Here is a 17,724-nt window from a genome sequence, read left to right on the forward strand (position 1 = left end):
CTCGACGCGCTGGCCGCGGCCGGCCAGGTCCGCACGTTCGGCCGCGGCCGCGCGCGGCGCTGGATGATTCCGGCGCTGCCCGGATTCGCGACGATCTTGTTACTCCCGGCGCCGCCGCCCGACGAGTGATCATTTCCCTACCTTTCCGCCGCAGGAGCCGCGCCATGAATCGACCGACCGCCGAAATCCTCCGCGAATACGGCCCGTTCGCCGACGGCGGCAACGTCGGCGGCGTGACCTACGACGGCCGTCGGGTCTGGTTCGCGGCCGGCAATGCGCTGAACACGCTCGATCCGGACAGCGGCGCGATGCGGCGCGCGCTCGAGGTCGCCGCGCATGCGGGCACCGCGTTCGACGGCGAACATCTGTTCCAGATCGCCGAGGACCGCATCCACAAGATCGATCCGCACAGCGGCCGCGTGCTCGCGACGATTCCGGCGCCCGGCGGCGGCGGCGATTCGGGCATGGCCTGGGCCGAAGGCTCTCTCTGGGTCGGCCACTATCGCGAACGCAAGATCTATCAGGTCGATCCCGACACCGGTGCCGTGCTGCGCACGCTCGAATCGAACCGCTTCGTGACCGGCGTGACCTGGGTCGACGGCGAACTCTGGCATGCGACCTGGGAAAACGACGAGAGCGAACTGCGCCGCGTCGACGCGGACAGCGGCGAAGTGCTCGAAAGCCTGCAGATGCCGGCGGGCACCTACGTGTCCGGCCTCGAATCCGACGGCGCCGACCGCTTCTTCTGCGGCGGCGGACCGAGCGGCAAGATCCGCGCGGTCAAGCGGCCGCGACGCACGCGTGCTGCGGCCGCAGCGCACGGCGCCGGCGGCAGGAAAGCCTGAGGCCGGACACCGTCGGCCGGGAGCCGGCAATCGGCTGCCGCTTCATCCGGCCGCAACGATCCGGGCGTGCCGAAAAACACGAACGCTGCTCGGAATACCGATGCCGGAGGCGATACCCCGGCATCGGCTCGCAGACATCCGGGATGCCCGCACCGTCGTCACTTTCCCGCGGGTTTCGCGAGCAGTTGATCGCGTATCGCCGCGCCGACGCCGGCGGCCGACTGCGGGTTCTGTCCCGTGACGAGGCGCCCGTCGACGACGACCTTGGCCGTCCAGTCCGGGGCCGCGTGATGCGTCGCGCCGCGCTGCGTCAACGTCGTCGCGAGCAGGAACGGCACGACCTTGTCGAGCTTGACCGCGCGTTCCTCGCTGTCGGTGAACGCGCTGACGTTCCTGCCGGCCACGAGATAGGATCCGTCGGCGAGCTTCACGTTGACCAGCGCCGCGGGACCGTGGCAGACCGCGCCGACGACGCCGCCGGCCTCGTAAATCGCCTGTGTCACGCGCGGCACGTCGGGGCTCGTCGGAAAATCCCACATCGCGCCGTGGCCGCCGGCGAAGAAGACCGCCGAATACCTCGCCGCCTCGACCTCGGCCACGCGCTGCGTGTGACGCACCGCATCGCGGAACGCCGCATCGTTCCAGTAGCGCGCATTGATCGCGTCCTTGAGGTCCAGTCCGTCGACGGGCGGTTCGCCGCCCTGAATCGACGCGAACTCGACCGCGATGCCGGCTTCCTGCAGCTCGGCCAGCGGATGCGTGACTTCGCCGAGGTAATAGCCGGTCGCCTCGCCGGTGCTGCCCTTGGTGCCATGGCTGGTCAGGACGAACAGGACGGGCTTGATGTCGGAACGGGGGGCAGCGCTCATGGTTTCGATACCTTTTTCGGGTTGGGAATCGACCGGCGTCCTGGCCGGAACCGGGGCGGCGATCGCGAACAGCAACAGGGGCAGCACGTGGCGCAGGAGCTTCATCGAGGTCTTCCGGATCGAACACGGGAACGCACTGTATTGCGGCCATCCGAGTCGATAAATTAGCCACCAGGACATTCATTCGTTCCCGGGAAGACAAGATGAGCCGCCAATTCGACTACCTCGACGACGTCGAAGCGTTCCTGGCCGTGGCCGAGCACGGCTCGTTCACGGCCGGCGCGGTCGCGCTGTCGACGACGGCTTCGGTGCTCAGCCGCGCCGTCACGCGGCTCGAAGCGCGGCTCGGCAACCAACTGCTGCGCCGCACGACGCGGCGGCTCGGACTGACCGAGGCCGGCCGGCTCTACCTCGAACAGGTGCGCACCGCGTTCCATCTGCTCGACGAAGCCGAGCGCGACGCCCAGGGCCAGCAGGCCGAGCTCAAGGGACGCGTGCGCCTGAGCGTGCCGACGACCTACGGCCACTACCGGCTGCCGCCGCTGCTCGCGCGGTTCGCGCGCCGGCATCCGGACGTCCGGATCGAGCTCAACATCACGAACCGCAACGTCGATCTCGTCGCCGAAGGCTTCGACCTCGCGATACGCCTGGGCCAGCTGCCCGACAGCGGGCTCGTCGCGCGCAAACTGGAAGATGCCGCATTGTGCCTCGTGGCCTCGCCGGGGTACCTGCGCGAAGCCGGAACGCCGCAGACCCTCGACGATCTGCGCCGCCATGCCTGCCTGCCCTTCGTCATGCCGAGCACGGGCCGCATCGCCGCGTGGGCGTTCAAGGATGGAGAGAGCGACATCGACTGGCTGCCGTCGTCGGCGCTCCTGGTATCCGACGACGTGCTCGGCGTCGTGTCGCTGGCCCGGCACGGCCTCGGCATCTGCCAGAGCTACGACTTCATCGTCCGCGAGCCGATCGCACGCGGCGATCTCGTCGAACTGCTGCCGCAGTTGCGCGGACGCACGCGGCCGTTCTCGATCGTCTACGCGCCGCATCGCCGCCAGTCGGCGGCGGCGCGGGCGCTGATCGCCGTGTTGACGGCGACGACCGAAGCATCCGCTCCGGCAGCGCACGCCTGACCGCCGCGATCGCCGCCGGACCAGGCAGCGGTCCGTCGCATTCGCCGCTGTCGCGGCATGGTGACGGCGATCCCGGCGATTGCGCGACGACGGCCGCGAGCCTCGCCCCGGCGCCCCCGGCGCGCAGGCCGTCGGCAATCGACGGCATCGGGCACGCCCTGCGCACTCGCGCCCGCGCCGCCAGCTCGACGATCTCGCGACCTCAGGCCGCCAGCCGGTAGTAAGGCAAGATCAGCGTAGGCACGAAACCCAGCTGTTGCGCGAGTTCGTGCGACGCGACGTTCTCGCGCCGGCAGGACCATACCGGCGTGATGCCGGATTGCACCAGTTCGCCCACCATCCGCGCCGCGACGGCCCGTCCCAGTCCTTGCCGCCGCGCGGCGGCGAAGGTCTCTATGCCGAGCTCGAGTTCGTCGCCGCTGCGGAACGAGGTGAAGGCGATCGCGCCGACGCTGCCGTCGCGCTCGGCGCACCAGCCGCCGCCCGCGGCGAGGAACTGGTCCGCATCGCGCCAGAAATGCGCCGGCACCACGCTGCCGGCGAGCGCGAAATCCGATGCGACGGCGCGGCGCAACTGCCAGCCGGCCGCCACCGCCGCCGGAGTACGCGCGAGGAAGCACGCCGCGTCGAAACGGAAATTGACCCGCGCGTACCGCGTGCAGGGCGCCGATTCGTCGGCACCCTCGGCCGGCACGGCGCCGAGCGCGCGGTCCCACGGCAGCGTGTCCCAGCGCGGATCGACCTGCAGCCACTCCGCGCGCCCGCGATACGCGCCTGCGCGCAGATGCGCGACGACCGCGTCGAAAGCCTCGTCGACGGCCTCGCCCCAGACCAGGGACATGCCGTAAGGATGCAGCGCATGCAGCACGCGCGGCGCCGACGCGCGGTCGCCCACGAGCGTTCCGTCGACCTTGCCGTCGAGCACGGCCCGCGCGAAGCCGGTATTGAGGCCCAGGCGATCCAGCGAAGCCAGCGCCGCACACATCGCGTCCGCGTCGAGCCGGATCACGCCGCGCTCCGCAGGATTGCGCGGCCAACGGGATTGGCGATGGCCGACAGGGCCGCTGCCGTCGCCATGCTTTTTTTCGACAAGCGTTCAGTCCGTTACGGAAAGCCGGGAAAGGCGAGCGTCGACGGCTCCGCACGCGGCGCCGTCGGTCGCGCCTCAGGATACAGCAGCCGGCCGGGACTTCGCTTCGCGGTCGAACCCGCGAGTACGCGCGACCGCAGGGATCAATCCGGCGACACCGTCGATGCCTGTCATGCGTCCCGTCGAGCGCGCATTCGCCGTCGCCATGCGGCCGCGATGCGACAGCGACCGATGCGCCGATTTTCACCATCGACGCTTCTGCGGTCGCCTGTTTACCGGCCCGGCGCGGCGTCGTGGTCCGGCAGCAACTCCGCCAGCTCGTACAGCGGCCGGATCTCGATCTCGCTCGGTCCGGGCATCGGATTCGGACAGCGCTCGACCCAGGCGACGGCCTCGTCCATGTCCTTGACCTGCCAGAGCCAGAAACCCGCTACGAGTTCGCGCGTCTCGGCGAAAGGCCCGTCGACGACCGTGCGGCGGGTGCCGTCGAACGCGATGCGCTTGCCCTGCGAGGACGGCGTCAGGCCGTCGGCGGCGAGCAGGATGCCGGCCGCGGCGAGTTCGTCGTTGAACCGGCCCATCGCTTCGAGCGACGCCATCGTTTCGGCGCCGGGCTCGAAACCCTTTTCGCTGTCTTCGGTTGCCTTTACCAGCACCATGACGCGCATCGTCTGCCTCCTTCGTTCAAATCGGCCGCATCGGCCTGACACGGGAACGACGAACGGGACTGCCGGAAATCGACAGCGCAGCCGGAACGAAAACCGCAGACGGCCGTCCCGACAGGCCGCCGAGACGCGGCAGCCGCAAGTCCGTCCCTGCATTTGACTTGCATCAGTAGACATCGCCGGCCGTTGGTATCCAATCGCCCACAGCGGGCGCGACGACGCCGATCCGCCCGCGCCGACCGTTCGCCGGTGCGAACGACTGCGACGGTGCCACATGCGAAACCTCAAGCGCGCGTTCTGGACGATCCTGGCTGTCCTGGTCCTGCTTTGGCTCGTCGCCGAACCGGGCGTGTTCCAGTCGGCCACGTTCTTCGCCCTGCGCAGCGCCATGGTGCAACTGACCGGCGTCGTCGCGATCGGCTGCATGAGCCTCGCCCTGCTGCTGGCGCTGCGGCCGCTCTGGCCGCAGGCCTGGCTCGGCGGCCTCGACAAGATGTACCGCCTGCATAAGTGGCTGGGCATCTCGGCGCTGGTCGTCTCCGTCATTCATTGGCTCTGGGCGAAGGGACCGAAATGGGCGGTCGGCTGGGGCTGGCTCGAACGCCCGGCGCGCGGCGCGCGCAAGGCGATCGAGAATCCGCTGGCGGCCTGGCTGTCGGACCGGCGCGGACTGGCCGAAGACCTCGGCGAATGGGCGTTCTATGCCGTCGTGGCGCTGATTGCCGTCGCGCTGATTCGCCGGTTCCCGTACCGGCTGTTCTACAAGACGCATCGCCTGTTGGCCGTCGCCTATCTGGTGCTGGCGTTCCACTCCGTCGTGCTGATGAATTTCAGCTACTGGTCGTCGCCGCTGGGCTGGCTGACGGCCCTGCTGCTCGCCGGCGCGATCTGGGCGGCGCTCGTGACGCTGGTCCGCCGGATCGGCGCGGGCCGCCGCGTGCAGGGCACGATCACGGCCATGCACTATTTCGCCGGCGTGAAAGCGCTGGAGATCGAGACCCGGACACCCGGCTGGCCGGGCCATCGGACCGGACAGTTCGCGTTCGTCACCTCGGATGCGGCGGAAGGCGCCCATCCCTATACCATCGCCTCGAGCTGGCGCACGGACAGTTCCCGGATCACCTTCGTGGTCAAGGAGCTCGGCGACCACACCCGGCGCCTGCGCGAGAAGCTGCGCGTCGGGCAGACGGTGACGATCGAAGGGCCGTACGGGTGCTTCACGTTCGACGACGGCCACACGCGCCAGATCTGGATCGGCGGCGGCATCGGCATCACGCCCTTCATCGGACGCATGCAGCACATGGCGCTGGAAACGAACCCGGACTGGCCCGCGGACCAGCAGGTCGATCTGTTCCACACCACCGCGGAAGTCGACGAGGAAGCGCTGGCCAGGCTCGCCGCCGACGCGAAGTCCGCGGAAGTGCGGCTGCACGTGCTGATCGACGCGCGCGACGGCCGGCTGACCGGCGAGCGCCTGCGCGCTGCCGTTCCCGACTGGCGCGAGGCGAGCATCTGGTTCTGCGGACCGGCGGGCTTCGGCGAGGCCCTGAAACGCGATCTGGCGGCCCAGGGATTTCCGGTGGAACGGCATTTCCATCAGGAGCTTTTCGCGATGCGCTAGGAACGGCGACGAAGGGCGATCGGGCAGCACATCGGATACGGCGGGTGCCCAGGGCGCTATCGCCGGTCGACAGGCACGATCGATCGGACGTCGTCCGCGGCATATTCCTCGGCCAGCCCCATGCCGCACATCGTCGACGTGCCGTGAGCCGCCGGGGGCCGGCCAAGATCAGCCCGGCGGCTCGCGCACTCATCGGGAACTGCGGTTCGGCCCCCGGCAAAGAGCGCTGCTCTTCTCATTGGTCGTTCCCTTCGCCCGTCGAGGCGGCGATCGCTGCCTGTGTCGCATCCAGGACGGCGCCGCGACCGTCCACAAGGGCGATTTCGATGCCAGCCGACGTACAGCGCCCAGCCAGCCGCTTGGCCAAGCGCAGCGTGACGTCGGTCAGGGGAACTACGGCGACCTGACGTCCCTGGGGCGGCGTCGCCATCAACAGCCCGACTGCCTCGCAAAGGCCGCGACGGAGCCGCGACACCTGACCCGAATGCCGCGTGTTGATGATGCCGCCCTTGCACTCCGCCAACAGCACGCGGTCGCCGAGCTGCGCGACGACGTCGCCGACGCCCGATTTCGGATGGACCGTTACGCTCTGGTTCGTCGCGCTTCGATAGACGCCGCCGTAAGCAGTGCTGCCCAGCCTCGAGGCCTTGATGAAACCTCTGCGTCCAAGCCACTCGCCGAAATCGAATTGCTTTCCGTGCTCACCGTCTGGGTGGATATGGACATCGTGTGCGCCTTGCGTGCGAAGCAGGTGCATGGCGTAGGCGAGCATGACCGCCCCCTCATGAAGATGCTGCTCATGGGAGCCGCCCGACTTTCCGACGCGATTCGGCGGCGGCTCCAGAACCGTGACGAGATCATCGAAGTCCAATTCTTCTCCCCCCGGTTAGCTGACATCACCAGGATAAGTCATGGCCGGCTTTCAGGCCGGGCAACCTTGCCTGGCAAAGAAATCGCATCGAGGTTGTCTGCGATCCCGGGAAGTTCGCGCTACTCTTGCGGCCGCGGCTCGCCGACCGCCAGCGTTCGGGATGATCATGGGAAAGATCGCCGTCAACTCGGTGTTGCTGGTTGCTCTCGTCCTTCCGGTCGCGGCGTTCCTGCTGTTGTCTTCGCGCACGAATCTGAGCGCCCTGCCCGCGGCCGCCATTTCCGTTGCTTCCGGATGGGCGTTGAACGTGACGTGGGCCGCTGCTGCCGATCCACGGAACACGGAGAACTACCGCCCGATCGCGCTGCGTTTTGGCTGGGCATGCCCGGCAGTCCTGGTGCTTGCGACCTGGGCAATCCTGCACTTCTTTTTCCACACTTCCACATGAGACCAACAGGTGACCCAGGTCGATTCGCGTCGTTCCGGCCGAGCCGTGGCAGGTAAAAGGTCCGCTGCGGCCTGGCCTGCCCTAGGTTGGGCGCCCTGATCTGGCGCCGGCTTCCGATGGCTGGTCCTCGCGATCTTCAAGGAATCGACGCCGCATGGCTCGCCGCCGATGCCACCGGGCAAGTCGCCGTCTTTACCACGGGCGGTGAGGGACCCGTGCCGGAGTCGGCCGTCGAGTCCGGCGAGGAGTCGGCTCTTGCGCTCCCGGAAATATCCGGCTTCGACTTGCTGACGCACGTCCACCGCCCCGACGACTTCATTGCGTTCGCCAGGCGCGGGCTGTTCGCCTATGACTGGTCGGACGTCCACCGCCCCTACTCCCAAGTACTCGGCGGATACGAGCTCCAGGCCCGTCCTCTGCGACTGCGGCATCTGACCGAGCTCCCGGCTCCGCTGCAGGCCATGGCTGCAGCGACCCGGCTCCCGGGTGTACTGTTCGGCATCTCGCTCGTGGTTCCGGTCCGGTTGGCCGGCGCCTGACGATTCATTCACGCCGCGGCCTCTTCGGGGCCTGCTCTGACCAGGCGTCGGGCGCCTGAACCGGGTTTCGCGATATGACTAATCCACCGCCTGCTTTCTGTGCGATTTACCGCTGGCGCCTGCATCCCGGCTCGGAAGAATCTTTCGTGCAGGCGTGGTCGCGCATAACCCGGTTGCTGCGGGCCGAGCGCGGCTCGTTGGGGTCGCGCCTGCATCGCGGCCCCGACGACGTCTGGTACAGCTACACGCAATGGCCGTCGGCCGAAGCAAAGGCGGAGGGCCTCGCCCGGCCGTCGGTGGATCCGGAAGCCTGGCAACGGATGCGCGAGGCCGTCGCCGAAAGTCTGCCCGAGATCATCCTCGAGCCGATCGCGGATCATCTGGCTCCGCTGCCCCGACCCGGCGCCTGATGAATCAGCCGACTGTTTCGCTTCGTTGCATGCGGCCGGCGCCGCAGAACTAGGCTCGCAGCGACGCCTGCAGCGCCGTCGCGAGCGCCGCATCGCCGCTGACGAGATCCGTCCATTTCAGTTCGAGGCCTTTTCGCTTGCCTTTCGGAACGAGCTTCAGGCCGTCGGGGCCGATCGTCAGCGTGTAGATCTCCTTGCCTATCGCCAGTTCGCGACGCAGGGGTTTGTCGAGCGGAGTCATTGGCGCTCCCGGGAACGGCGGGAAGGATGGGCCGACACGTTCGGGTTTCCCGCAACGTGCCAGCGCCACAGATGTTCGACGGCCTTGGAAATTCCGATACGGGGACCGGTCACGGGATGCGTCGGAGGCGACATCCCGTCATCGAGGATACCGATGCTCCGGTCCCCTTTGACGAGATCCGCACCGTCGAGCGCGCGCGTTATGCCGAAAGCCTGTGCCAGGCGAGCGGGACCGCTGCCGATGTCGCGATCGCGACGCGGCCAGTTGCGCGCCTCGCGCATCGCATCCAGCCCCGCCACCGGTTCCATGGCGCGCAACAGGACGCCGACGCCTTGGCCGGCTCGGCCGCAGACCGCATTCGCACACCAGTGCATGCCGTAGGTGAAGTAGACGTACAGATGGCCGCCGTCACCGAACATCGTCGCATTGCGCGCGGTGAGGCCGCCGAAGGTATGAGCGGCCTGGTCTTCCTCGCCGCAATACGCTTCCACGTCGACGATGCGCCCGACACGGCCGTCATTCCTCGCCAGCAGCTTGTTCAGGAGCTCGGGCGCGACCACCCGGGGATCTCGCCGGTAGAAGGAGCGCGGAAGCGTCTTGCCGATTGAACTTCGACCGTTCACCGATGACTTCCCGTTCGCCTGCCGGCGCAGCCGCGTCTTGCAGGCGCATTCATTGCATCGTTTCCAACCGCAACGGATCCGGCACCGAAGCCTCGTCGGGAATCGGTGATACCAGGCTGCGCATTTTTGCTTTTCCCGGGTGAAGGCTCCAGCAAACCGGAGCGGATCCGGGCTCGTCGGCGCGTTCCGCCGAAATTTCCTCGTGTCGGTTTTCGCTCGAAAGACGTCCGGCCGGACACTACGTTTCAAACACCGTCGAGACTCCAATACGCTCCGACATCCGGGTGCACATGGCATGCCACGGCAGCTCGCTCGACGCCTGCGCAGGCCGCGGACCCGGCCATTCGATTGCGGTGCAAGCCGAAGGAGCCCCAATGAACGATATGCAGGTACTCACGCGCTACAAGGCGTGGGCGGACGAGGTCTTTCTGTCCGTCATCTCGACCGTCCCAGGCGCGGAACTCGCCGCTCCGCGCCCTATCGTCTTCGGCAGCCTGATCCGCACGCTCCATCACTCGTATGCGATGGACTACGTCTGGCAATGCCATCTGCTCGGCAAAGCGCACGGACTGACGACGCGCAATCCCGAACATTGCCCTGGACTGGCGGAACTGATCGAGAACCAGCGCGCGATCGACGCATGGTACGTGGACTACGCCGATTCTCTCGCCGGAAACGAGCCGGCGCAGTCGGTCGACTTCGAGTTCATCGGCGGCGGTGCCGGCCGCATGAGCCGCCGCGACATCATCCTGCATGTCGTCAACCACACCACCTACCACCGAGGTCATGCGGCGGGGATTCTCTATTACCTCGACATATTTCCGCCGACCACGGATCTGCCGGTATTCCTCCGGCAGCACCCGGTCGCCGGCAGCTGAGTGGGCCGCCGATGCGCCGTGACCGAGCGAATGGTTGCCTCGGGCCTCCGCCGGAAAACGGCGGCGCGCAGGGCGTCGACCGCACGGCGATGCCGCGCGACCTTGCCGCCAGTCGGCACGGCGCCTGCAAAGGTCGGAATCACCTCGGCGAGGCATTTCCGTCCGGCCGCTACGTCAAGTCAGGCTTCGGCTGCTGACGACAGTACCCGGAAGCCCCGGCCTCACTCCCACTCGATCGTCGCCGGCGGCTTGCCGCTGATGTCGTAGACGACGCGCGAGACGCCGCGCAGTTCGTTGATGATGCGCGTGGACACGGCGCCGAGGAAGTCGTACGGCAGATGCGCCCAGTGCGCGGTCATGAAGTCGATCGTCTCGACGGCGCGCAGCGCGATGACCCATTCGTAGGCGCGCGCGTCGCCGACGACGCCGACGGACTTGACCGGCAGGAAGACCGCAAAGGCCTGGCTGGTCCTGTCGTAGAGGTTGTGCGCGCGCAGCTCGCGGATGAAGATGTCGTCGGCGCGCTGCAGCAGTTCGACGTACTCGGGCTTGACCTCGCCGAGGACGCGCACGCCGAGGCCCGGTCCCGGGAACGGATGGCGATAGACCATCTCGCGCGGCAGGCCGAGTTCGACGCCGAGGCGACGCACTTCGTCCTTGAACAGCTCGCGCAGCGGCTCGACGAGGCCGAGCTTCATGTGCTCGGGCAGGCCGCCGACGTTGTGGTGGCTCTTGATGACGTGGGCCTTGCCGGTCCTGGAGCCGGCCGACTCGATGACGTCGGGATAGATCGTGCCCTGGGCCAGCCATCTGACGTCGGTCAGCTTGGCCGATTCTTCCTCGAAGATCTCGACGAAAAGGCGGCCGATGATCTTGCGCTTGGCTTCGGGATCCTCGATGCCGGCGAGCGCCGCGAAATAGCGCTCGGCCGCGTTCACGCGGATCACGTTGACGCCCATGTGCTCGGCCATCGTGGACATGACCTGGTCGCCTTCCTGCCAGCGCAGCAGGCCGGTGTCGACGAAGACGCAGACCAGCTGGTCGCCGATGGCGCGCTCGAGCAGCGCCGCGACGACCGAGGAATCCACGCCGCCGGACAGGCCGAGCAGCACCTTGTCGCTGCCGACCTGGGCGCGCACGCGCGCGGCGGCGTCCTCGATGATGTTGGCCGGCGTCCACAGGGTGCGGCAGCCGGCGATGTCGACGACGAAGCGGCGCAGCAGCTCGGCGCCCTGCTTGGTGTGCGTGACTTCGGGATGGAACTGCACGCCGTAGTAGCGGCGCGCTTCGTCGGCCATCGCCGCGTAGTGCAGCGATTCGGTCGCGCCGGTCGCGGCGAAGCCCGACGGCAGTTCCACGACGCGATCGCCGTGGGACATCCAGACGTCGAGCGCGACGCGCGTCGCCGCGGTCGTCGCCGCGACGGCGGAGGCGCCCTGCGCGCCCATCCAGGATTCGCCTTCGCCGTAGGCCGGCAGGCTGCCGCTGTCGCTGGCCAGCCCGCGGAACAGGCTGCAGGCCGTGTCTGCACTGACTTGCGCATAGCCGAATTCGCGGTGATGGCCGCTCTCGACCTTGCCGCCGAGCTGCTCGGCCATGGTCTGCATGCCGTAGCAGATGCCGAGCACCGGCACACCGAGATCGAACACGACCTGGGGCGCGCGCGGGGAGTTCTCTTCGGTCACCGATTCGGGTCCGCCCGACAGGATCACCGCGCGCGGCGCGAAAGCCGGGATTTCGGCGGGATCGTGATCCCAGGCCCAGATCTCGCAGTAGACGCCGATTTCGCGGATGCGCCGCGCGATCAGCTGGGTGTACTGCGCGCCGAAATCGAGGATCAGGATCTTGTCGTCGTGGATGTTGGTCATGGGGCCGGGAATCGGGAATGGAGAATCGGGAATCGGAGAAGCAGGTCGCGGCTATCCGGGGCGCATCGTCGCCGGCAAATCGAAAACGTCGAACGTGCCGTCAGGCGCCTTCGATTCACGATTCCCCATTCCCGCCATCGTCCCGACCTCAGTCGAGACGATAGTTCGGCGCTTCCTTCGTGATGGCCACGTCGTGCACGTGCGACTCGCGGACGCCGGCGCTCGTGATGCGCACGAACTGCGGCTTGACGCGCAGTTCGTCGACCGTCGCGCAACCGACGTAGCCCATCGACGCGCGCAGGCCGCCGACGAGCTGGTGCATGATGTTGCGCAGCGGGCCGCGGTACGGCACGCGCCCTTCGATGCCTTCGGGAACGAGCTTGTCGGCGTCGGCCTCGTCCTGGAAATAGCGGTCCTTGGAACCCTTCTGCATCGCGCCGAGCGAACCCATGCCGCGATAGCTCTTGTAGGAGCGGCCCTGGTACAGCTCGACTTCGCCGGGTGCTTCCTCGGTGCCGGCGAACATGCCGCCGATCATGACGCAGGACGCGCCGGCGACGAGGGCCTTGGCGATGTCGCCCGAATAGCGGATGCCGCCGTCGGCGATTAGCGGCACGTTGGCGTCGCGCAGCGCTTCGGCGACCATGCTGACCGCGGAGATCTGCGGCACGCCGACGCCGGCGACGATGCGCGTCGTGCAGATCGAGCCCGGACCCACGCCGACCTTGACCGCGTCGGCGCCCGCGTCGACGAGCGCGCGCGCGGCGTCGGCGGTGACGATGTTGCCGCCGATGACCTGCATCTCGGGGAAATTCTTCTTGACCCAGGCGACGCGGTCGAGCACGCCCTGGGAATGGCCGTGCGCCGTGTCGACGACGATGACGTCGACGCCTGCTTCGACGAGCGCGGCGACGCGGTCCTCGGTGTCGCCGCCGACACCGACCGCAGCGCCGACGCGCAGGCGTTCGTGCTTGTCCTTGGCCGCGTTCGGATTGTCGCGCGCCTTCTGGATGTCCTTGACCGTGATCAGCCCGCGCAGGCGGAAGCTGTCGTCGACGACGAGGACTTTCTCGATGCGGTGCTTGTGCAGCAGCGCGAGCACTTCTTCCTCGTGCGCGCCTTCGTTGACGGTGATCAGGCGATCCTTGCGCGTCATGATGTGGCGCACCGGATCGTCGGGCTTCTTCTCGAAGCGCAGGTCGCGGTTGGTCACGATGCCGACGAGCTGTTCGCCGTCGACGACCGGCACGCCGGAGATGTTGCGCGCACGCACGATCTGCATGACTTCGCGGATCGAGGTGTCGGGAGTCACCGTGATCGGATCGCGGATTACGCCGGCCTCGAATTTCTTGACCAGGCGGACTTCGGCGGCCTGGCGCTCGACCGGCATGTTCTTGTGGATGATGCCCATGCCGCCGCACTGGGCCATCGTGATGGCCAGCCGTGCTTCGGTGACGGTGTCCATCGCGGCGGCGAGGACCGGGATGTTCAGCCGGATGCCGCGGGTCAGTCGGGTGGCGAGGCTGACGTCCTTGGGCAGGACGTTGGAATAGGCGGGAACCAGCGAGACGTCGTCGAACGTCAAGGCTTCGGCGAGGATGCGCATACGCTTTTGGACCGTCGCAAAAACGGGATTATACGGGAAGGTCCGCCGCGCTCAAATAACGCAGAGGCCGTCCCGACCGGACCGGCGACATGCGTCCGGTCGCCGCGGGATCAAGGCGACCACGACCAAAGGCGAAGCGGACGCGGCCGTGGTAGTTCGGAATGGCGGTGCAAATCCGCTCCGCGGCAGCCAGGCCGCAGAGAACGGGCGACGCAGGCAGGTTAGCGCTGCATCGTCGCGGGCTTTGCGCAGGCGCGGGACCGCGGTATCGCGGTTCGTGCGCGACTCGCGGGAACCGACGGTCACCGCGCGAGCCAGAGCGACAGCCCGGGCCAGTAGGTGATGATCAGAGTCGCGGCCAGCATGATCAGGAAGAACGGCACGGCGGCGCGGACGAGCGTCATCACGGGCTGGCGGAAGCGCGCGCTCGCAATGTAGAGATTGATACCCAGCGGCGGCAGGAAGATGCCGAGCTGCAGGTTGGCCAGGAAGATGATGCCCAGATGCACCGGATCGATGCCGTAGCGCACGGCGACCGGCAACACCAGCGGCACGAGCAGGATGATGGCCGGGAAGCCTTCGAGCAGCATGCCGAACACGAGCAGGAACAGGTTCAGCGCGAGCAGGAACAGGAACGGCTTGCTCTCGGGAATGTGCGTGCGCAGGAACTGGAACAGCTTCTCCGGCACTTCGGCGTCGATGAGCCAGTTGGTCAGCGCCAGCGAGAAGCCGAGGATGACGAGGATGCCGCCGACCAGCACCATCGCGTGGCGGATCACGCGCGGCAGCTCGGCCAGCTTGATCTCGCGCCGGATCAGCACGGTCACGAGCAGCACGTAGAGCGCGGTCGCCGCCGCCGCCTCGGACGCGGCGAGCTTGCCCGAATAGATGCCGACCAGGATCACGAACGGCAGCGGGATCTCCCAGGCCGCGTCCTTGACGGCGGCCCAGAGTTCTCCGGGCGCCGCAGCCCTGGGCCGCGCGACGCCGCGCACGTGCCAGGCGCTGTAGACGCCGAGCATCGCGACCATCAGCAGGCAGGGCAGCACGCCGGCCTTGAACAGCGCGTCGATGCTGACCGGCGGCGTGGTCTGGAACTGCTGCGCGACGACGCCGTAGAGGATCAGCGGCATCGACGGCACGAGCAGCAGGCCGAGGCTGCCCGAGGCGGTCAGCAGGCCGAGGCTGAATTTCTCGCCGTAGTGCGCCTGGCGCAACGCCGGATACAGCACGGCGCCGAGCGCGATGATGGTCACGCCCGTAGCGCCGGTGAAGGCCGTGAACAGGGTGCAGGCGAGTACCGCGACGATCGCGAGTCCGCCGGGCAGCCAGCCGACCAGCGCGTTCGTGAGCCGCACGAGACGCTGCGGCGTCTTGCTCTCGGCGAGGATGTAGCCGGCCAGGGTGAACAGCGGGATCGCGATCAGCGCCGGCATGTCCGACAGGCGATAGAACTCCACCGCGACGGCGATGCCTTCCTGGCCGGCCAGGTGGAAGCCGATCAGCGCGATCGCGCCGAGGATCGCGAAAAGCGGCGCGCCGAGCGCCGCGAGCAGTATCAAAAGACCGACTATCAGCCAGATCACGCCTCGCCCTCCGGCAGCGGATCGTGCGATTTCGGCGGCAGCAGCGAACGGATCAGGAAACGCAGCGCCATCAGGCCGAAGCCCAGCGGCAGGATCAGTTCCAGCACCCAGGCCGGCAGGCCGAGCACGCCGGCCGTGCCGCCTTCGCGATCGAGCTCGACGAGGCCCCAGCTGTGCCAGGCCATCAGCGCGCAGAGCGCCGCGGCGAAGGCCAGCGCAACGAAGCGCGCGACGCGCAGCGCCGCGCCGCTGACGAAGCGCGCGATGAAGTCCAGGCCGATGTGCTGGTCCTCGCGCGTGGCGATGACCGCGCCGAGCATCGCGCTCCAGAGCACGAGCGCGCGCAGCATGGGTTCGGCCCAGGCGAAGCCGCTGTCGAACACGTTGCGCAGCAGGATCTGCGCACCGGCCAGCACGACCATGAACACGACGAGCACGGTCAGCACCCAGTCCTCGAAACGGTGCAGGCGCGCGAGATGACGCTGGTAGGCGGTAGTCATCGTGTCCTTCCGGAGCGCCGTGCTTACTGCTTGCGTACCGCGGCGATTTCGGCATCGATGGCCCGGATCAGCTCGGTCGACGGCGCCGTGTCGCCGGTGATCTGCTTGGCCGACTCGGGGCCGATCTTCTGCCAGTTCGCGACTTCCTCGGCGCTGGGCTGATAGATCGTGATGCCCTGCTTCTTCAGCGCGTCGACGGCCTTGGCGTTGTCCTCGATGCTGATCTGGTCCAGGCGCGCGAAGGCCTTGCCGATTTCGTCCTTGAGCACGGCCTGGTCGGCCGCGCTGACTTTGTCGAAGGCCTTCTTGTCCACGGCCATGACGCCGACGACGTAGCTGACCGGCAGGTCGACGATGTGCTTGACCTTGGTGTGCCACTGGAACGCGATCGCGCCGGCGAATGTGTTCGCGGCCGTGTCGATCAGGCCGGTCTGCAGGCTGGTGTAGACGTCGGCCAGCGGCAGCGAGATCGGCGTGACGCCGGCGGCCTTGAAAGCGATCTCGGCGATGAAGTCGCCCTGCGGCACCCAGACCTTGGCGGCCTTGAGCTCGTCGCGCGTCTTTATCTCGCGCGTGCTCATGATGTAGGCGAAGCCGCCGCCGGACAGGCCCAGTGCGACGAAGCCGCTCTTCTCGAACCCGGCCTTGATGCGCTCGTCGAACTTCGCACGCACGGCGTCGACTTCGGCCTGGGTGCGGAACAGGAACGGCAGGCCGTAGGCCTGCACGTCGGGATTGGCGTTGGCGATCTCGCCGCCGGTGAACGCGCCGCCCTGCAGTTGGCCGATCTTGATCTTGCGCTGCACCGTGGCCGAGTCGCCCATGACGCCGCCGGGGTAGTACTTGATCTCGACGCGGCCTTCGGTGCGCGCCTTGACCGCGTCGGCCCCGGCGCGCATTTCCTTCATCCAGGCGGTGCCGTCGGGCGCCGTCGTCGCGATCTTGATGACATCGGCCTGCGCGGCAGCCGCCGCGCTCAGGGTCAGCAGGACGGACAGAAAGGATTTACGCAGATTCATGTCGTACTCCCAGGGCACGGACGCCCGCAGTGCAATGAGGCGAAGCCGCCGCGGCGGCTTCAGAAATAGTCCTTGCCGGAGGCCAGCAGCGCCTTCGCGCGCTGCTGCGCCAGCACGTTCGTCAGGGTCAGCCGCGGTGCCTCGGGCGCGGCGGCGATGACCTCCCCGAGCAAACGGTCGTGCAGCTCCTGGTCGAACACCAGCCGCGCGTAGTACTGCGCGTAGAGCGTCTTGGCCATGAGGTTCCTGCCCTGCGACATCGCGATCGCGGTCTCGAAAGCGGCCTTGCCGAGCTCGGGCCTGCCGCCGAGCTGGGCCGGGCGCAGCGAATGCAGCACGCCGAGCACCATGTGCGGCTCGCCGGCGGCGTAGTCCGGGTTCAGCGCGAGTACGCGCTCGACTAGCAGTTGCACCTTCGGCAGGTCGGCGATCGCGTTCCAGTCGCCGCTGTCCTGCTGGATGCGGCCGGCCCAGGCCGAAGCCAGCCCGTAAAGCAGGTCGATGTCCTTGGCGCCGACCTCGGCGACCACGCCGGAGAATGCCTCGAACGGCTGGTCGAGCACGCCGCAGAGCGCCGGGCTGCGCACGCAGGTCGCGCGCCGCGCATAGCCGAACGCGCGGCCGGCCAGGCGCCTGGCGCGCTCGGGCTCGGCGACGAAGCCGCCGGCATAGGCGCCGTAGAGCTTGGCCGCGGCGAGCAGGCTGCCGGCATTCTGCGGATCGCCTTCGATCAGCGAATCGAGCAGCAGCAGATACGCGGGCAGGCCTTCGCGCACGGTGCCCGGGTCGTCCTGGTTCAGCACGGCGCCGCCGAGGTTGTCGGCGAAACGCTGCGAGGCCTTGTTGACGATGCCGGCGCAGCCGGACAGCAGGGTCAGCGCGGCTGCGCAAAGCAGCAGCGGGAATCGGTGCATC

The 17,724-nt window shown here is 68.0% G+C and carries 19 protein-coding genes; 7 read left to right on the top strand and 12 right to left on the bottom strand.

Features of this window, described 5'->3' with window-relative positions:
• Window positions 1–164 precede the first annotated feature (164 nt).
• The gene (locus NON22_RS00005) at window positions 165–845 is read left to right on the top strand and encodes a Vgb family protein (protein ID WP_257384825.1); all 681 of its coding nucleotides are present in this window, start codon (window positions 165–167) and stop codon (window positions 843–845) included.
• A 158-nt stretch (window positions 846–1,003) separates the two neighbouring features.
• Here the strand turns inward: NON22_RS00005 and NON22_RS00010 are convergent, their stop codons facing one another.
• Window positions 1,004–1,819, bottom strand: a complete 816-nt coding sequence (locus NON22_RS00010; RefSeq protein WP_257384826.1) for a type 1 glutamine amidotransferase domain-containing protein — start codon at window positions 1,817–1,819, stop codon at window positions 1,004–1,006.
• 98 nt (window positions 1,820–1,917) lie between these two features.
• On the opposite strand from NON22_RS00010, the gene NON22_RS00015 reads away from it, so the two are divergent.
• On the top strand, window positions 1,918–2,844 hold the full coding sequence (locus tag NON22_RS00015) for a LysR family transcriptional regulator (protein WP_257384828.1): 927 nt from the start codon (window positions 1,918–1,920) through the stop codon (window positions 2,842–2,844).
• A 202-nt stretch (window positions 2,845–3,046) separates the two neighbouring features.
• On the opposite strand, the gene NON22_RS00020 is transcribed toward NON22_RS00015, so the two are convergent.
• Window positions 3,047–3,853, bottom strand: coding sequence for a GNAT family N-acetyltransferase (locus NON22_RS00020; protein ID WP_257384829.1), 807 nt, complete (start codon window positions 3,851–3,853; stop codon window positions 3,047–3,049).
• 353 nt (window positions 3,854–4,206) lie between these two features.
• The gene (locus NON22_RS00025; RefSeq protein WP_425507941.1) at window positions 4,207–4,593 is read right to left on the bottom strand and encodes a YciI family protein; all 387 of its coding nucleotides are present in this window, start codon (window positions 4,591–4,593) and stop codon (window positions 4,207–4,209) included.
• A 280-nt stretch (window positions 4,594–4,873) separates the two neighbouring features.
• On the opposite strand from NON22_RS00025, the gene NON22_RS00030 reads away from it, so the two are divergent.
• A complete protein-coding gene (locus tag NON22_RS00030; RefSeq protein ID WP_257384834.1) occupies window positions 4,874–6,220 on the top strand; it encodes a ferredoxin reductase family protein in 1,347 nt (448 codons plus the stop codon).
• 235 nt (window positions 6,221–6,455) lie between these two features.
• Here NON22_RS00030 and NON22_RS00035 read toward each other — a convergent pair whose 3' ends face one another.
• Window positions 6,456–7,091, bottom strand: coding sequence for a hypothetical protein (locus NON22_RS00035; protein WP_257384837.1), 636 nt, complete (start codon window positions 7,089–7,091; stop codon window positions 6,456–6,458).
• Between the two features lie 166 nt (window positions 7,092–7,257).
• Between NON22_RS00035 and NON22_RS00040 the strand changes: the two genes are divergently transcribed.
• The 3 genes from NON22_RS00040 (at window position 7,258) to NON22_RS00050 (ending at window position 8,488) form a co-directional block, all read left to right on the top strand.
• Window positions 7,258–7,539 (top strand): hypothetical protein, encoded by a 282-nt coding sequence (locus tag NON22_RS00040; RefSeq protein WP_257384838.1) that lies wholly within the window; start codon window positions 7,258–7,260, stop codon window positions 7,537–7,539.
• A gap of 86 nt (window positions 7,540–7,625) precedes the next feature.
• Complete coding sequence (locus NON22_RS00045) at window positions 7,626–8,078, top strand: hypothetical protein (protein ID WP_257384839.1); 453 nt, start codon at window positions 7,626–7,628, stop codon at window positions 8,076–8,078.
• Between the two features lie 74 nt (window positions 8,079–8,152).
• Window positions 8,153–8,488, top strand: coding sequence for an antibiotic biosynthesis monooxygenase family protein (locus tag NON22_RS00050; RefSeq protein ID WP_257384840.1), 336 nt, complete (start codon window positions 8,153–8,155; stop codon window positions 8,486–8,488).
• 49 nt (window positions 8,489–8,537) lie between these two features.
• Here NON22_RS00050 and NON22_RS00055 read toward each other — a convergent pair whose 3' ends face one another.
• Both NON22_RS00055 and NON22_RS00060 read right to left on the bottom strand, forming a co-directional pair.
• Window positions 8,538–8,729 carry a hypothetical protein gene (locus NON22_RS00055; protein WP_257384841.1) on the bottom strand — a complete coding sequence of 64 codons (192 nt, stop codon included), beginning with the start codon at window positions 8,727–8,729 and terminating at the stop codon, window positions 8,538–8,540.
• Complete coding sequence (locus NON22_RS00060; RefSeq protein WP_257384842.1) at window positions 8,726–9,352, bottom strand: DNA-3-methyladenine glycosylase; 627 nt, start codon at window positions 9,350–9,352, stop codon at window positions 8,726–8,728. The genes NON22_RS00055 and NON22_RS00060 overlap by 4 nt, the downstream gene beginning before the upstream one ends.
• A gap of 374 nt (window positions 9,353–9,726) precedes the next feature.
• Between NON22_RS00060 and NON22_RS00065 the strand changes: the two genes are divergently transcribed.
• The gene (locus NON22_RS00065; protein WP_257384843.1) at window positions 9,727–10,230 is read left to right on the top strand and encodes a DinB family protein; all 504 of its coding nucleotides are present in this window, start codon (window positions 9,727–9,729) and stop codon (window positions 10,228–10,230) included.
• Between the two features lie 221 nt (window positions 10,231–10,451).
• Here NON22_RS00065 and guaA read toward each other — a convergent pair whose 3' ends face one another.
• The 6 genes from guaA to NON22_RS00095 all read right to left on the bottom strand — a co-directional run bounded on the left by guaA (window position 10,452) and on the right by NON22_RS00095 (window position 17,723).
• On the bottom strand, window positions 10,452–12,098 hold the full coding sequence (gene guaA / locus NON22_RS00070) for a glutamine-hydrolyzing GMP synthase (RefSeq protein WP_257384844.1): 1,647 nt from the start codon (window positions 12,096–12,098) through the stop codon (window positions 10,452–10,454).
• Window positions 12,099–12,246: 148 nt separating this feature from the next.
• Window positions 12,247–13,704 carry an IMP dehydrogenase gene (gene guaB, locus NON22_RS00075; RefSeq protein ID WP_257384845.1) on the bottom strand — a complete coding sequence of 486 codons (1,458 nt, stop codon included), beginning with the start codon at window positions 13,702–13,704 and terminating at the stop codon, window positions 12,247–12,249.
• A gap of 302 nt (window positions 13,705–14,006) precedes the next feature.
• Complete coding sequence (locus NON22_RS00080) at window positions 14,007–15,290, bottom strand: TRAP transporter large permease (RefSeq protein WP_257384846.1); 1,284 nt, start codon at window positions 15,288–15,290, stop codon at window positions 14,007–14,009.
• Window positions 15,287–15,790 carry a TRAP transporter small permease gene (locus tag NON22_RS00085; RefSeq protein WP_257384847.1) on the bottom strand — a complete coding sequence of 168 codons (504 nt, stop codon included), beginning with the start codon at window positions 15,788–15,790 and terminating at the stop codon, window positions 15,287–15,289. The genes NON22_RS00080 and NON22_RS00085 overlap by 4 nt, the downstream gene beginning before the upstream one ends.
• Window positions 15,791–15,813: 23 nt before the next feature.
• Complete coding sequence (locus tag NON22_RS00090) at window positions 15,814–16,809, bottom strand: TRAP transporter substrate-binding protein (protein WP_257384848.1); 996 nt, start codon at window positions 16,807–16,809, stop codon at window positions 15,814–15,816.
• A 59-nt stretch (window positions 16,810–16,868) separates the two neighbouring features.
• Entirely contained in the window at window positions 16,869–17,723 is an 855-nt protein-coding gene (locus NON22_RS00095) for a TRAP transporter TatT component family protein (RefSeq protein ID WP_257384849.1), read from the bottom strand.
• Window position 17,724: the final 1 nt, after the last annotated feature.

The organism is Tahibacter caeni, from assembly GCF_024609805.1.
Classification (GTDB): domain Bacteria; phylum Pseudomonadota; class Gammaproteobacteria; order Xanthomonadales; family Rhodanobacteraceae; genus Tahibacter; species Tahibacter caeni.